9 protein-coding genes are annotated in these 14,974 nt (G+C 68.2%); 5 read left to right on the top strand and 4 right to left on the bottom strand.

Annotated features, from left to right (window positions below; all coding sequences use genetic code 11):
• Positions 1–35: 35 nt before the first annotated feature.
• The gene (gghA, locus tag P1K88_RS10255; RefSeq protein WP_276410081.1) at positions 36–2,426 is read right to left on the bottom strand and encodes a glucosylglycerol hydrolase; all 2,391 of its coding nucleotides are present in this window, start codon (positions 2,424–2,426) and stop codon (positions 36–38) included.
• Positions 2,427–2,429: 3 nt separating this feature from the next.
• Entirely contained in the window at positions 2,430–4,370 is a 1,941-nt protein-coding gene (malA, locus tag P1K88_RS10250) for an alpha-amylase MalA (RefSeq protein WP_276410080.1), read from the bottom strand.
• A 210-nt stretch (positions 4,371–4,580) separates the two neighbouring features.
• Between malA and P1K88_RS10245 the strand changes: the two genes are divergently transcribed.
• On the top strand, positions 4,581–9,110 hold the full coding sequence (locus tag P1K88_RS10245; RefSeq protein WP_276410079.1) for a DUF7997 domain-containing protein: 4,530 nt from the start codon (positions 4,581–4,583) through the stop codon (positions 9,108–9,110).
• A gap of 120 nt (positions 9,111–9,230) precedes the next feature.
• Here the strand turns inward: P1K88_RS10245 and P1K88_RS10240 are convergent, their stop codons facing one another.
• The gene (locus tag P1K88_RS10240; protein WP_276410078.1) at positions 9,231–9,428 is read right to left on the bottom strand and encodes an HVO_0649 family zinc finger protein; all 198 of its coding nucleotides are present in this window, start codon (positions 9,426–9,428) and stop codon (positions 9,231–9,233) included.
• Between the two features lie 91 nt (positions 9,429–9,519).
• Entirely contained in the window at positions 9,520–10,770 is a 1,251-nt protein-coding gene (locus tag P1K88_RS10235; RefSeq protein ID WP_276410077.1) for a mandelate racemase/muconate lactonizing enzyme family protein, read from the bottom strand.
• Positions 10,771–10,910: 140 nt separating this feature from the next.
• Here P1K88_RS10235 and P1K88_RS10230 point away from each other — a divergent pair, with 140 nt between their 5' ends.
• The 4 genes from P1K88_RS10230 (at position 10,911) to P1K88_RS10215 (ending at position 14,920) form a co-directional block, all read left to right on the top strand.
• Positions 10,911–11,879: a sugar phosphate isomerase/epimerase family protein gene (locus P1K88_RS10230; protein WP_276410076.1), complete on the top strand. Its 969-nt coding sequence runs from the start codon at positions 10,911–10,913 to the stop codon at positions 11,877–11,879.
• 12 nt (positions 11,880–11,891) lie between these two features.
• Positions 11,892–13,001 (top strand): Gfo/Idh/MocA family protein, encoded by a 1,110-nt coding sequence (locus tag P1K88_RS10225; RefSeq protein ID WP_276410075.1) that lies wholly within the window; start codon positions 11,892–11,894, stop codon positions 12,999–13,001.
• Between the two features lie 79 nt (positions 13,002–13,080).
• The gene (locus P1K88_RS10220; RefSeq protein ID WP_276410074.1) at positions 13,081–13,797 is read left to right on the top strand and encodes a TIGR00266 family protein; all 717 of its coding nucleotides are present in this window, start codon (positions 13,081–13,083) and stop codon (positions 13,795–13,797) included.
• A gap of 43 nt (positions 13,798–13,840) precedes the next feature.
• The gene (locus P1K88_RS10215) at positions 13,841–14,920 is read left to right on the top strand and encodes a M24 family metallopeptidase (RefSeq protein WP_276410073.1); all 1,080 of its coding nucleotides are present in this window, start codon (positions 13,841–13,843) and stop codon (positions 14,918–14,920) included.
• Positions 14,921–14,974 lie beyond the last annotated feature (54 nt).

The raw sequence follows: 14,974 nt of genomic DNA, 5'->3' as shown, positions 1-14,974 counted from the left end.
GTCGAGACCTGGTAGCGTCGGCGACGCGGTGGCCGTCAGTCCAGCGAGCGGACGAACAACGCGGCCTGGCTGTCTGCCAGTTCCACCGGGTCGCCGGCGTCGGCGACGTCGAGGTCCGGGGACGACAGCGCGACCTCCCAGCCCGCGTCGTCGACGTCGACCAGGTCCGTCGGAACGACGTCCTCGGCGACGCCCTCCATCGTCGCGACGAAGAGGATCTCCTCGCTCTCGTCGGGCGCGCGACGGAAGCCGTAGTACAGCACCGTCCCGTCGGTCGGGTAGACGTAGTCGAGTTCATCGTCGCCCGTGAGGTCGGTGGTCACCCACTCGTGGTCGTGGCGGAACTCGCGCACGGCGAGGTCGAAGGCGGTCCGTTCGTCGTCCTGCTGGGCGTGCCAGTGGGCGAGGTTGAAGAACTCGCCCATGTCCCGCATCCAGTCGCGGCCCAGCTGCTCGAGTTCGTCGACGGTGAACTCGTCGCCGACGGGCGTGCCCGCGGCGTTCAGCAGGGCGACCATCTCGGCCTTGTCGTAGTCGGTCATGCTGACCACGTCGGCCAGCAGGCCGAGGAACTCGCGCAACTCCTCGCGGGACTCGAAGCCCCACGCTTTCAGCCGATGGAAGTGCTCGTCGTCCGCGAAGTCCTGCGGGCGGACCTGCCACTCGGGGAAGTTCTCCTCCTCGGAGAGCACCTTGAGGTTCCAGACGGCGTCCGTATCACGGACGAAGCCCCACGGCGCGCGCATGTTCGCGTGCGTGAAGTCCATCGGACACCCGGGCATGAAGCCGTGGAACAGCATCGAGGAGGCGGGGTTGTTGTACGCCTTCCGGAGCTGTTCGTTGCGGGTGTCCCCCAGGTAACGGTTGATCTGGGGCTGACTGAACGGCGGGTCGGGTTCGAGCTGGGTCCCCCGGCGGATGGTGTCGTGGTTGGCGACGCCCGAGATCCAGTTCTCGCCCATGTCGGCGACCTCCCGCACGCGCCACCACTTCGTCGCCCAGAACGTCTGGAGTGCGGGCGTGTTGTGGGCGAAGGTGACCGGTCCCCACTGGTAGGCGTGGGGGTGTTGCTCGATGAGCGTCCGGTAGGTCGAGGCCAGTTCCCAGTCCGACCGGGGCCACGGCCGGCCGTCCTCGTAGATCATCCAGGGCCGGTACTCGACGCCGGCGACCTTCTGGGTCACCCGGTCCATCTCGGCGAGGTACTCGTCGTCGTGCCACTCCTCCTCGGCCGCGGGGTCCCAGTTGGTGAAGTCCTGGGCACCGTCGACGCGGATGCCGTCCGCACCGAAATCCATCTTCCGCCGCTGGAGTTCGAGCAGCCCGGCACGGACGACCGGCTGTGTGTAGTCCAGTTCCTGGCCGTACATACCGGGCCCGGCGAACCACTCCTCGTTGAGCAGGGGGAGCGCGCCGTTGTCGGCGTGGCCCAGCGCGATGTCGAAGACGACCTTGATTGGGTCTGGCAGGGTGTGCAGCGTCGCGATGAGGTCGACCAGTTCGTCGGGGCGGCGGCTCTCCAGAATCGCCGGGTTGACCGTGCCGAACCCGGAGATGACGATGTCGTACCCCCAGTTGAGCATGTCCGGTCGCCGGACGTCGACGCGCAGCTTGTCCCCCCGCGAACCGCTGGGCAGCCAGTAGCCCAGCTCGTCCTCGTTCTGCGTGATGGGCGCGACGGGCATCAGCTGGACGGCGTCGTAGCCGACGAAGTTCCGCTCCGCGGGGGTCAGGTCGGCGTCGTCGTCGGCCAGTTTCTCGCCGATGGCGTCGAACTGCCGTTTCAGTCCGGCGAGCGTCCCGGATTCGGTGGCCGTCCCGGGGTGACTCTCCAGCATGCTCGTGGCCGGTTCGAACCGCGGGAGGCCGTCGTCCTCGGACGAGTGGGGCTCGACGCCGTCCTCCGCGAGGTTCTGGAAGTACTCGCGGTCGGCGCGCTCCTCGTCCAGGCGGTCCATGTCGTACAGCTCGGGCGGCCCGTAGGCCCCGAAGGGCACCGAGTCTGCGAAGGGGTCCGTGATCGACTCGCGTTCGCCGTCGACCTCGTAGCCGAGCCGATAGAGCGTCCCGAGTTGCTCGCGTGTCCCCGGTCGAGGTCCCTCGACGGCCGCCCACGTGAACTCGCCCTCGCGGCGGGTCTCGACGAACTGCCGGTCGAACGTGACCGTCTGCTCGTCGGCAGTCAGGTCGACGTCGTCCTCGGCAGTGAGGAGTTCGAGCCGGACCTCGTCGGCCGGTACCTCGTCGACGAGTTGCGGGGTCCAGAACCCGAACTCGGCGTGGCCGTCTCTCCAGTGGGCTCCGAGCCGGGTCGTTACCTCCTTGGCCGCCTCGAAGCGGTCGTCGTGGGCGTCGAGCACCTCGCGCTGCCGGTCGGCGAGGGCAGCCGTCTCGGCGTCGAGGAGCGTGCAGTCGGCACTCGTCATGGCTCACTCGGACCCGGCGTAGAGGACGGCCACGTTCTCGACGCGAGCGTCGCCGTCGGCGGCCGAGACGTCCTCGTCGTGGACCTCGTCGAACGCCTCGACGTCCTCCTCGGGGAAGGAGACGGTGGCCTCGCTGTCGCCGAAGTTCAGGGCGACGACGTAGCGGTTCCCATCGTCGTCCTCGCGGGCGAACGCGGTGACCTTGTCGTCGTCACACTGGTAGGCGATCTCCTCGTAGTCGCCCGCGTACTGGAGGGCGGGGATGGTGTTGCGCGTGTACGTGAGGTCCTGGTAGTACTCGCGGAGGTCCTCCTGGGCGTGCTCCCAGTAGATCTCCCCGCGACGGTTGCGCTCGCCGATCTCCTGGCCGGCGTACAGCATCGGGACGCCGGGCAGCGTGAACTGCGCGGCGGCGGCCGCCTCCAGGGCTTCGCGACCGCACTCCTCGACGTAGCGCGTCTCGTCGTGGTTCTCGATGTAGAGCATGAAGCCGGCGTGGTCCGGGAAGCCCGTGACCGCCCGCTGTTCCAGGGCGTCCAGCACGTCGTCGGCGTCGGCCTCGCCCCGGCCGATCTGACGCAGGGTGAAGTACAGGGTCGTGTCGAAGTGGATGTCGAACGCGAGGTTGTGGAAGTCCGCGATGTACGGGATGGTCTCGTCCAGCAAGACGAAGTCCGGGTAGTCCGCCTTGACGCGCTCCCTGATCTCCTGCCAGAACGGCGTCGGGACCGCCCAGGCCATGTCACAGCGGAACCCGTCGACGTACTCGGCCCACTTGTCGACGGCGTCCAGCAGGTGCCGACGCACTTCGAGGTTCGTGTAGTCGAAGTTCGCGATGTACTCCCAGTCGAAGTACGTCCCGGGCGAACCGTCCGCTTCCCACTCGTACCAGTCGCGGTACTCGGGGTCGCCGGCCTGGGCCTTCTGGAAGTACGGGTGCTCGCGCGCGGAGTGGTTGAGCACGAGGTCGAACAGGACCTTCATCCCGCGGTCGTGGGCCGCGTCGACGAGATCGGCGAACTCTGCCTCGGTTCCGAGGTCGTCGGCGACCGAATAGAAGTCCGTGATGTTGTAGCCGTGGTCGAAGCCGTCGTGCTGGAGGACGGGCGTGAGCCACAGGGTGTCGACGCCGTTGTCCTGGATCTCCCCGAGGTTGTCCTGGATGACCTCGAAGACGGACTGGTCCTCGTCGCCCTCCTTGTAGCCGCGGACGTACACCTCGTAGAGGCTCATCTCCGTGCCCCACTCGGGCGGGTCGTTCAGCAGTTCGACCTCGCCGTCGGGGTGGACGCGGACGGCGTCCGGGACGCTGTACTGCTCGCCGACGGCGACGGCGTGGACGCGGAACGACTCCTCGACGTTCTCGAGTGGTGCGCGGGCCTCGCGGTCGCTCGTCTCGAAGCCAGCGGGTTCGGGGTCCCGGTCGTCGACGACGAACTCGACGTCGAGCGTCTCGTCTGTGGCCTCGCTGTTGGGCGAGGTCTTGACCGTCGCCTCCACGACGACGTCGTCGCCGCGGACGCCGCCGGAAAGCTGGATGCGGGGTCGGCCGCGCTGGTCGTCGCTGTCCGTGCCCAGTCCGGAGCCGCGGGCGCTCCCGCTTACCCCGCCTGACCACTGCCCGCTGAGTCCACTCTGCCCGCTGACGCCACTGACGCCACTGATGCCGCTCTGACCACTCGCGAGTCCGCCCACGGAGGTCTCCGCGGGGAACACGCGAACGGTGAGTTCGTGGTCGCCGGTCGGTCCGGAGAGTACGACCGTGTAGGTCCCGGCGGCGTCCGGCGTGAACGAGAGGACGGGGTCGTCACCGAGTGTGACGTCCGACGCGGCCGGTGCGTCGTGAATCTGCCATCGGTACGTCGCGTCGGGGTTCGGGTCCCTCGGCGCGAGTTCTATCGTCTCGCCGACTGCCGCGAATCGGGGCTGCCCTGGATGCTTCATATCTATGAACCCTCTTCACGACCTAAAGTTTCTTACTCATTGAGGTCGGGTGTGCGTATTAATTTGCAATATTAATCAACTTCTTTACGCCCGCTACCGGACAGATTCACGCATCTGCGCACAGTTAATCGCACCAGAGACACTCGTTTGTGTCCGTTCTCGTTGCCCGAACCGCCAATGTTATACTCTGTCTGCCACGTTGGCCGACTAATGCGCCTGCGAACCGCCCTCAACGAATACAAGGGCCGCCTCGACGAGCCGTTCCCCGGCGAAGCACCGACGACTACCGGTGCGTTCTCCGGGTTCGGCGACCGCCTCATCTACGTCGACAGGGACGGCTCGTTTCGAGACTACTCTGCAGAACTGTCCGGCCTCCACGGTGTCGACCGGTCCCGCTTCGGTATCGACACCGGCGACGCTATCCAGTGGTTCGACGACATCGACCCCATCCGCCAGCACTACTACCGCGAGACGCCCCTCGTCGAGACGGAGTACGACGCCGGCGCCTTCAGCGTCCACCAGTACGACCTGACGCTGGGGCGGGCCCACCTCACCCACGTCGAACTGCGCGGCGAGGTCCCGGCGGACGCGAAACTGGTCGCCTTCCTCACGCTCGCCCCGGAGGGGAGAGAGACACAGGTCAGCCGCCTCGTCCACGAGTCGGCCGGCTACGAGGACGAACGCGTCGTCGAGGTCTACCACCGGCGCGAACACGACTACGTCGCGGCGTCGACGCAGGTCGAGATGGCCGTCGGCAACCGCGTCGAGACCATGGCCGAGCTGCTCGACGACGCTCCCATCCAGTACCCGCGCGAGCGCCACGTCGGCAAGATGGAGCGCGGGTCGCTGACCGGCGACATCGTCGTCGCGGCCGAGCTGGAGAAGGTCGGCCGCGCGGCCCGGACGACGCTCGTCACCCAGCTGTCCGACCACGAGGAGACGACCCGCGAGCAGGCACTCAGCGACGTCACGCACGCGGCGCGGGCCCACGCCTCCGTCGACGACATCCGCGACGCCGCGCTCGACCGGGCGATAACCGCCATCCCCGAGGAGACGCCCCACAGCGACGAGGTGACCGCCGACCTGCGCGCGCTGTCGCTGCTGACGGCCCCGACGGGGGCCCGACTGGCAGCCCCCGAGTTCGACCCCTTTTTCGAGCATTCGGGCGGGTACGGCTACACCTGGTTCCGGGACGACAGCGAGATATCGGCCGCGCTGCTCGAGGTGTCAGAGCGAATGGGCGTCGAACTCGACATCCAGTTGCTCGACAGCGCCCGCCTGTACTGCCGGACCCAGCGGGACGACGGTACCTGGCCACACCGGGTCTGGGCGGTCGACGAGCGACTCGCGCCCGGGTGGGCCAACGAGCGCATCGAGGGCGTGGGCAACGGCTACCAGGCCGACCAGACGGCCTCGGTGACCGCCTATCTCGCGACAGTCCTGAGCGAACGCGAAGACCTGCTCACCGCGGAGGACCGCGCGCGGATCGTCGAGACGATTCAGGACGCCGTCCGGGGCCTGGACGACAGCCTCGGTGACGACGGCCTGCCCCTGCCCTGTCAGAACGCCTGGGAGGACATGATCGGACGGTTCACCCACACCACGGCGAAGTTCCTGCAGGCGTACGCGACGGTGGCGAACGCGCCGCTCGAGGGCGAACTCAGAGAGCACGCGGCGACGCAGGCCGACCGCATCTACGAGGCGCTTGACACCCTCTGGAGCGAGGAGCAGGAACACTACGGGCTCCGGATACGCGACGGGAGCCTCGACGACCGGGCCGACTCGGCGGCCCTCGAGCTGGCAAGCGGCGTGCGGGCCTACGCGAAGATAGCACAGGTCGACGACGAGACGCTGGTTCGTCTCGAAAAACACGTCGAGAACGTCGTCACGAAACTGTACCGCGACACCGGCAACGGCGTCGCGGGGCTCATCCGCTACGAGGGCGACCCCTGGCGGCGACACGAGCAGGCCCAGGAGAAGCTCTGGTCGGTGTCGACGGCGCTCGGGACGATGGCCGCCGCGGAACTGGGCATCCTCGCCGACGGCATGGGGTACGACGCCGCCGAACTGCTCGACCTGGCCGGCGACCTCTACTCGCTGCTGTTGAACGACGGCCCGTTCGGGACCGACGTGGGCTTCCTGGCCGAACAGGTGTTCGACGACGGTCGGCCCGACAGCGCCGCACCGCTCGGGTGGACCCACGCCGTCCGCCTGCAGGCCACCGCGACGCTCCGTGACCTCGGCGCCCTGCCGACGCCCGCGAAACCGGCCGGCCCCGAGGAACGGCCCCACTGGACGACCGGCGAGAAGTACGGCGTCTCGACGGTCGCCGACCACGACGCGGCGGAACCCTCGAAGGTGTGGTTTACCCTCACGGAGGGCTCGCTCACCGAGGCCCGCTACCCCCGCATCGACTCGATGAACCTCCGGACGATGGACTTCCTGATCGTCGACAGGGACGCGGACTCGGACTACGTCGCCCGGACCCACAACGAGTCACGCCGGGACGACCACGCCGAGACCATCGAGCGCCGGGCGGAACTGATCGAGGAGGACGCGCTGCTGTTCCGACATACCATCGAGGAGACGGGCGACGGCCACGGCCACAAGTGGCGGCTGGTAGCCGACTACGTCACCGACCCCAAACACGACGCCATCCTCGCGAACGTCTCGTTCGAGGCGGCCGACGACAACGAGTACCAGGTGTTCACGGTGGTCGATACGGCCCTGACGAACACCGGCGACACGGACCGTGGCCTCTTGCTGGGCCAGTCCGGCGAGTACTCGCTCGCAGCGCGGGACTCCTCCGCGTTCGACGTCTACGACGAGGAGCACCTCCTCGTCGACGAGAACGGCGACCCGTACAACGTCGCCGTGGCCCTGACCAGCGCCAACCGCTTCGACTGGGCCTCCATCGAAGTGGCGGCCACGGACCGCGTCCGGAACCTGTTTGCCGACGGCGAGGTACCCGACCCCCACGAGGAGGCCTACGAGGAGAACGTCGTCCTGGTCGGGCGTATCGGGACCGGGAAGTCGCTGTCTGATACGGTCGCGCTGGGGTTCGCAGAGGAGTCCGACACGGCCGGCGCGCTCGGTGAGGCCGACGGGGCACTCACCCGGGGGTACCACAAGGTCAAGAACGCCTACGTCGACTCCTGGGCGGACTTCCTCGAGGACAAGCAACTCCCGGCGTCGGTCAAGAACCGGCGGGAGCTGGCCGCCCAGTACAAGGCGTCGATGATGGTGCTGCAGGCCTGCGAGGACAAGACCTTCGACGGCGCGGCCATCGCGAGTCCGTCGGTGCCGTGGGGCGACGCGGTGCCCTCCGACCGGCCGAAGAGCTACGGCTACAACTTCGTCTGGTCCCGGGACCTCTACCAGACGTTCACCGCCTTCGAGGCCATCGGCGAGCTGGAGACGGCCGCCGACGCGCTGGCGTACATCTACGAGTACCAGCAGGAAGCGGACGGGTTCATCCCCCAGAACACCTACCTCCAGGGCCGGACGCGCTGGGGCGGCGAGCAGATGGACAACATCTCGTTCCCGCAGGTGATGGCCTACCACCTCGCCCGGCAGGGCTACACGTTCGACGACGTCGACTACGAGTACGAGAACGTCCGGCGCTCCGCGGACTACGTCGTCCGGAACGGCCCGGTGACGGCCCAGGAGCGCTGGGAAGAGGAGTCCGGGTACTCCCCGAGTTCCATCGCGGCCGAGATAGCCGGCCTCGTCTGCGGGGCGGCGCTGGCCGAGGACCAGGGGAAACCGGGCGACGCGCTCGTCTGGTATGCCGTCGCCGACCAGTGGGTCGAGGACGTCGAGTCCTGGACTGTCACCGAGGACGGGACCGACGGCATCCAGCAGACGCCGTACTACGTCCGCATCACTCGCGACGGCAACCCCGACGACGCGGCACGGCGGGCACTCGCCAACGGCGGCCCGATGATAGACGAGCGGGAGATAATCGACGGTGGCTTCCTCGAACTGGTCCGCCTGGGCATCAAGCCCTGGGACGACGAGATCGTCCGGAACAGCGTCGACGTCGTCGACGATACCATCCGCGTCGAGACGCCCAACGGGCCGGGCTTCTATCGCTACGTCGGCGACGGCTACGGCGAACTCGAGCGCGACGACGAGGGCGCACCGTGGCACCCCCACGAGCCAGACGGCAAGGGTCGGCTCTGGCCAATCTTCACCGGCGAACGCGGCGAGTACGAGCTGTTCGCGGACACGACTGACGGGGAGAACGACCCCCAGCGCCTGCTGGAGACGATGGCCAACTTCGCCAACTCCGGCCGGATGATCCCCGAGCAGGTCTGGGACATCGACGACCCGAGCGTCTACAACTGGGAGTTCGGCGAGGGGACCGGGTCGGCCACGCCGCTGGTGTGGTCGATGGCGCAGTTCATCCGCCTCGCACACGGCATCGAACAGGGCGAACCCATCGAGACGCCCGCGGTGCTCCGCGAACGCTACCTCGAGAACGAGCGGTCCGAGGGCCCCGAGCTGTGGGTCGACACGGCCTACGAGACCGGCGGCCTGGTCATCACCGTCCAGACCGACGGCGACCTCGTCGCCATCAAGACGCCCGCCGAGACGGTCGTCAGCGAACCGACCACCGGCGGGGAGTTCGTCGTCCGCGTCGCCGCGGCCGCCGGCGAGAACCGCGTGACCGTCGCCGCCGCGACCGACACCGACCTCGAGACGGCCGGCACGACGGTCGAGCGGTTCACGCTCTAACCGCCTGACGACCGACGCCCCGGGACTGTCACCGGGAGACGCCGCCGCTCGCCGTGTCGTCACTCGGACCGTATCCCCGGGCGTGTCACCCACCGGCCGGCGACGAAACCCGTGCCACGATCAGAGCGTGACCGTCCGCGTCCGGACGTAGCCACACCCCGGACAGAGGTGTCGGTAGTTGATCCGCCGCCCGTCGGCCGCCGTCTGCCAGGACCCGTCGTCGTCTTCGTAGCCGCACTTCGGACAGGTGAGGTCCTGGTCGTCGTAGCGCTGGGTGAGACGCTCGAAAGGCGTCAGGCCGCTACCGCTCCGTGCCATGCGTTATCGTTACTCATCCGACACGATAAAGACTGGGGTCGCTCGGTTTCGTGGGAGCCACAGAAGCCGGAAATCGACCGCAGAAGCGTCTCTACGCCTCGTCGAAGACGGAGTCGCCGTCGACCAGGTGTTCCTCGACGGCGTCCAAGTCGAGCGTCAGACCGAGACCGGGCTCCTCGGGAATCTCGATGTACCCGTCCTCGATGACCGTCTCCTCGACGATGTCCTCCCACCAGCCCAGTTCGTAGGAGTGGTACTCGACGGCCAGCGAGTTCGGGATGGCGGCGCCGACCTGGGCGCTCGCCATCGTCGCGATGGGCGAGGAGACGTTGTGCATCGCGACTGGGACGTAGTACTGGTTCGCGACGTCGGCGATCTTGCGGGTCTCGCGCATGCCGCCGACCTTCGGCATGTCTGGCGCGATGATGTCGACCGCCTGGTTCTCGACGAGGCGGCGCTCCTCGGTGACCCGATAGCGGTTCTCGCCGACGGTGATGGGCGTCGTGGTGGACTTCGTGATCTCCTCCTGAACCTCGAGGTTCTCCGGCGGGACGGGGTCCTCGAGCCACCAGACGTCGTAGTCCTCGATGGCCTCGGCCAGGCGCTTGGCGGAGCCACCGGAGAACGTCCAGTGGCAGTCGAAGGCGACGTCGGCCTCGTCTTTGACCTCCTCGGTGACCTTCTCGACGATCTCGGCCTTGTGGCGGATCTCGCCCGGGCGGAGGTGGCGGTTCGCGCGGTCCTTCTCGAAGCCGCTGGGGACGTCGAGGTCGAACTTCATGGCGTCGTAGCCGAGTTCGTCGACGACGCGCCGGGCCTCCGCGGCACAGGCGTCGGGGTCGGCCTCGTCCTCGGTGTGACAGTCACAGTAGACGCGCATCCGGTCGCGGTACTTCCCGCCGAGCAGCTGGTAGGCCGGAACCTCGAGAATCTTGCCGGCCAGGTCGTGGAGCGCGACCTCGATGCCGGCGATGGCGGTGACGGTCACGCCCTCGACGCTCCCCTCCCCGGACATCTTCTGGACGAGGTGTTCGTAGAGCCGGTCGATGTCCAGCGGGTTCTCGCCGACGACGAACGACTTCATCCGCTCGATGAGTTCCGGGACGCCCGCGCCCCAGTAGGCCTCACCTGTCCCGACGATGCCGGCGTCGGTGTAGATGCGTACCAGCGTCCACGGGAAGTTCCCGTCGATCATCGTCGTCTGGACGTCGGTGATCTCGACGTCCCGGCCGCCGCCGCGCTTGGCGGTGACGCCCATCGTCTCCGCGGAGAGCTCGCGCATCGTGTACTCCGCGTTCGGGTCGTGCAGGTCGGCGTAGTCCACGTCGTTCGCGTGTCCCATGTGGGGCTCTTGCTATCCCCGTTACAAAAGTCTAGAGGGAACGGGCACCAGGCCGTGAGAACGAGACACGTGGGGGAGAGGCAGGCGGTGGTTCGGCCTCACTGGAAGGTTTTATCAGTGTCATTTTCGACTACTCACCTATGCAAGTCGGAGTACTCACCGTCCCACTCGGCGACCAGTCCCTCCCGGACGCACTGGCCTACCTGGACAGCATCGGCGTCGACGCGGTCGAACTCGGCTGTGGTGGCTTCCCCGGCGACGACCACCTCCCGCGCGAGGACTACCTCGACGACGAGGGTGCACAGACCGAGCTGCGGGACCTGCTGGACGAGCACGACATGGACGTCAGCGCGCTCGCGACCCACAACAACCCACTGCACCCCGACGACGAGCGCGCCGCGGAGGCCGACACGGAACTCCGCGAGGCCATCCGCCTTGCCGACCAGCTTGGCGTCGACGCGGTGACCTGCTTCTCGGGCCTTCCGGCCGGCGGTCCCAACGACGAGGTGCCCAACTGGATCACGGCGCCGTGGCCGACCGAACACGCCGACGCCCACGAGTACCAGTGGCGCGTCGCCGACGAGTACTGGTCGGACCTGGCTGCGCACGCCGCCGCCCACGACGTCGACGTCGCCATCGAGATGCACCCCAACATGCTCGTCTACGAGCCCCGCGGCCTCCTGCGACTCCGCGAGCTGACAAACGGTCGCGTCGGCGCGAACTTCGACCCCTCGCACCTCTACTGGCAGGGCATCGACGTCACCGAGGCCATCCGCCTGCTCGGCGAGCACGACGCCATCCACCACGTCCACGCCAAGGACACGAAGGTCTACGAGTCGGAGGCCCGCGAGAAGGGTGTGCTCGACACCGCGCCGTACACGGACGAACCCAACCGCTCGTGGCTCTTTCGCTCTATCGGCTACGGCCACGACGAGAGCCACTGGAAGGACGTCGTCTCGACGCTGCGGATGGTCGGCTACGACGGGACGCTGTCCATCGAGCACGAGGACTCCCTCACGAGCGCGCGCGAGGGACTGGAGAAGGCCGTCGACGTGCTCGACCGCGCCGTCTTCGAGACGCAACCGGGTGACGCCTACTGGGCGGAGTGAGGTGACCAACACATGACAACAGCCCCCCTCTCCGTCGGCGTCCTCGGCTACCGCTTCATGGGCAAGGCCCACGCGAACGCCTTCGCGCGCCTGCCGATGTTCTTCGAGGACGCGCCGGCCGTCGAACGCGACGTGCTGGTGGGCCGTGACGAAGACGCACTCTCCGAGGCGGCAGACAGGCTCGGCTTCGCTCGCATCGCCACCGACTGGCGGGACGTCGTCGACGACGTCGACGTCTTCTACAATCTCGGCCCCAACCACGTCCACGCCGAGCCCTCGATTGCGGCGCTGGAGGCCGGCACGCCGGTCTTCTGTGAGAAGCCGCTCGCGCCGACGCTCGAACCGGCCGAAAAGATGGCCGACGCGGCGCGCGAGGCGGACGTGCCCGCGGGCATCGCGTTCAACTACCGGTTCGTCCCCGCCATCCAGTACGCCAAAGGGCTCATCGACGACGGCCAGCTCGGCGAGATTCGACACTTCCGCGGGCGCTACCTCCAGGACTGGCTGACCGACCCCGAGGCCCCGTGGTCGTGGCGCAACGACGCGGAGATGGCCGGGAGCGGCGCGCTCGGCGACCTCGGGGCCCACACCGTCGACCTCACCCGGTTCCTCGTCGGGGACGTCGACCGGCTGAGCGGCCACCTGCGGGCCTTCGTCGACGAACGACCCACCGAGGACGGGTCGGAGACCCGACCGGTGACCGTCGACGACGCCTACAGCGCCCAGGTCGAGTTCGAGAACGGCGTGATGGGCACCCTCGAAGCGTCGCGGTTCGCCAACGGCCACAAGAACGACCACACCATCGAGATCGAGGGAACAAAGGGGAGCCTGCGCTTCTCGCTCGAGCGGCTGAACGAACTCGAACTGCTCCGCGAGGACGGCCGCGGGTTCGAGACGGTACTGGTGACCGACGAGTCGGACCCGTACGTCGACCACTGGTGGCCGCCGGGTCACGTCATCGGGTGGGAGCACACGTTCGTCCACGAGAACTACGAGTTCCTGTCCGCCGTGGCCGCCGACGGGCAATACGAGCCGAGTTTCGAGGACGGCCTGGCGGTCCAGCGGGTCCTCGACGCGGTCGAACGGAGCGACGAGCGCGGCGAGTGGGTCGCCGTCGACTGAACGGGCCCCACTCGCCCTTGAGAGTTTTCACGCCGTCAACATTTATACTGGAGAGCGAGCAAGATATGACTGATACGTCATGGACATCGAACTGACACACAAGCCCGCGTACACGCACGTCGTCCTCGACATGGAGGAAGGTGAATCGGTACTCGCGGAACCGGGTGCGATGGTGAGCCACTCGGCGAGCATCTCGATCGAGACCACGACGAGCAGGGACGGCATCCTCAGCTCGGCGAAGTCACTGCTGGGCGGCGAGTCGCTGCTGGCAAACGAGTTCACGGCCAGGGGTGGGCCGGGGCGCCTGACGCTTGCCCCGCCGGCACCCGGCGACGTCAGCCACCACGAACTCACCGACGAGACGCTCTATGCCGTCGACGGGGCGTTCCTCGCGGCCGACCCCGCCATCGACATCGACTCGGAGTTCGGCGGCATCAAGTCGGTGCTCGCGGGGGCGAGCATCACGCCGCTGGCGCTGAAAGGGACCGGCGACGTCTTCATCGAAGCGTTCGGCGGGCTCGAGTCCGTCGAGCTCGAGGCCGGCGAGACCTACACCGTCGACAACGAGCACGTCGTCGCGTGGGAGAGCTCGGTCGACTTCGACGCGCGACGCGTCGGCGGCCTGAAGTCGACGCTGCTGAGCGGCGAGGGCCTGGTGATGGACTTCACCGGTCCCGGGACCGTCTGGTACCAGACGCGGGGGCTCGACTCCTTCATCGCCGCCATCGCGGAGTCGCTCCCCGGGAACCGGGACAACGACGGCGGCGGGGCGCCGGACATGACCGACTTCCTCTGAGCGGGTCGGCCGGATTTATTACCGGCCCTCGGGATGGACGGGTATGTCGATCGAAGCGCGACTCGACGCGTACCTCGCCGAGAACGATCTGGCGGCCGTCTGGTTCGCCCGGCCCAACTCGTTCACCTGGCTGACCGGGGGCGACAACGTCGTCGACCGGGCCGGCGACGTGGGAGTCGCGGCCGCGGGCTACGACGGCGACGGGGTGACCGTGGTCACGGACACCATCGAGGCGCCGCGCCTCCGCGAGGAGGAACTCGCCGCGGACGTGGCCGTCGAGACTGTCGAGTGGTACGACGGGAACCTCGCCGAGACCGTCGCCGCGGTGAGTCCGACGCCCGCGGCCGCCGACTTCGACGTCGAGGGTTTCGCGTCGGTCGACGCCACCGCCCTCCGCCAGCCCCTCACGGACACTCAGGTCGACGCCTACAGAGTCCTGAGCGAGGAGACGGCGGCGGCCGTCGAGACCGTCGCCAGGGATATCGACCCCACCGACACCGAATTGGACGTCGCCGGCGCACTCCACCGAGAGCTGGAGGTCCGGGGCATCGCCTCGCCCGTGGTCCTCGTGGGCGGGAGCCAGCGAGCCCAGCGCCACCGCCACTACACGCCCTCATCGGCGCCGGTGGGCGACTACACGCTCCTCTCGGTGACGGGCAACCGTGACGGCCTGTTCACCAGCACGACCCGGACCGTCGCGTTCGACCCACCCGAGTGGCTCGAAGAGCGCACGCGGAAGGCGATGCGCGTCGAGACGTCGGCGCTGGCTGCCACACGGGCCGTCGGCCGCGAGGGCGGGGTGGCGGGGGAAGTCTTCGGCGCGATTCAGGCCGCCTACGACGGCGTCGGGTGGGACGGCGAGTGGCAGCACCACCACCAGGGCGGAGCCGCCGGATTCGACGGACGCGAGTGGATCGCGACCCCCGACAGCGAGGCTCCCGTGGTGCTCCCGCAGGGGTACGCCTGGAACCCGACGATTCAGGGCGCGAAGAGCGAGGACACCCACCTGGTCACCGAGAGGGGCGTCGAGACGCTCTCGGTCACGGGCGCGTGGCCCACCCGGCGCGTCGAGGCGGTGGGCTACGACCTCGAGCTGGCGCGTCCCGACGTCCTCCACCTGTAGCCGCCCGTCCCGCGCTCCGCGACGGGTACAAGGTTTATTAGCGGTTTGGCGAAA

Origin of the sequence: Haloarcula halobia, assembly GCF_029338255.1 — an archaeon.
GTDB classification, from domain to species: Archaea; Halobacteriota; Halobacteria; order Halobacteriales; family Haloarculaceae; genus Haloarcula; species Haloarcula halobia.
Note: the sequence above shows the minus strand (reverse complement) of the source record. Positions and strands in the feature narration are given on the sequence as shown.

What these genes read in the sequence shown, in the direction of transcription:
- gghA (WP_276410081.1), bottom strand. Translation starts at nt 2,426, where the DNA reads ATGACGAGTGCCGACTGCACGCTCCTCGACGCCGAGACGGCTGCCCTC.
- malA (WP_276410080.1), bottom strand. Translation starts at nt 4,370, where the DNA reads ATGAAGCATCCAGGGCAGCCCCGATTCGCGGCAGTCGGCGAGACGATA.
- P1K88_RS10245 (WP_276410079.1), top strand. Translation starts at nt 4,581, where the DNA reads ATGCGCCTGCGAACCGCCCTCAACGAATACAAGGGCCGCCTCGACGAG.
- P1K88_RS10240 (WP_276410078.1), bottom strand. Translation starts at nt 9,428, where the DNA reads ATGGCACGGAGCGGTAGCGGCCTGACGCCTTTCGAGCGTCTCACCCAG.
- P1K88_RS10235 (WP_276410077.1), bottom strand. Translation starts at nt 10,770, where the DNA reads ATGGGACACGCGAACGACGTGGACTACGCCGACCTGCACGACCCGAAC.
- P1K88_RS10230 (WP_276410076.1), top strand. Translation starts at nt 10,911, where the DNA reads ATGCAAGTCGGAGTACTCACCGTCCCACTCGGCGACCAGTCCCTCCCG.
- P1K88_RS10225 (WP_276410075.1), top strand. Translation starts at nt 11,892, where the DNA reads ATGACAACAGCCCCCCTCTCCGTCGGCGTCCTCGGCTACCGCTTCATG.
- P1K88_RS10220 (WP_276410074.1), top strand. Translation starts at nt 13,081, where the DNA reads ATGGACATCGAACTGACACACAAGCCCGCGTACACGCACGTCGTCCTC.
- P1K88_RS10215 (WP_276410073.1), top strand. Translation starts at nt 13,841, where the DNA reads ATGTCGATCGAAGCGCGACTCGACGCGTACCTCGCCGAGAACGATCTG.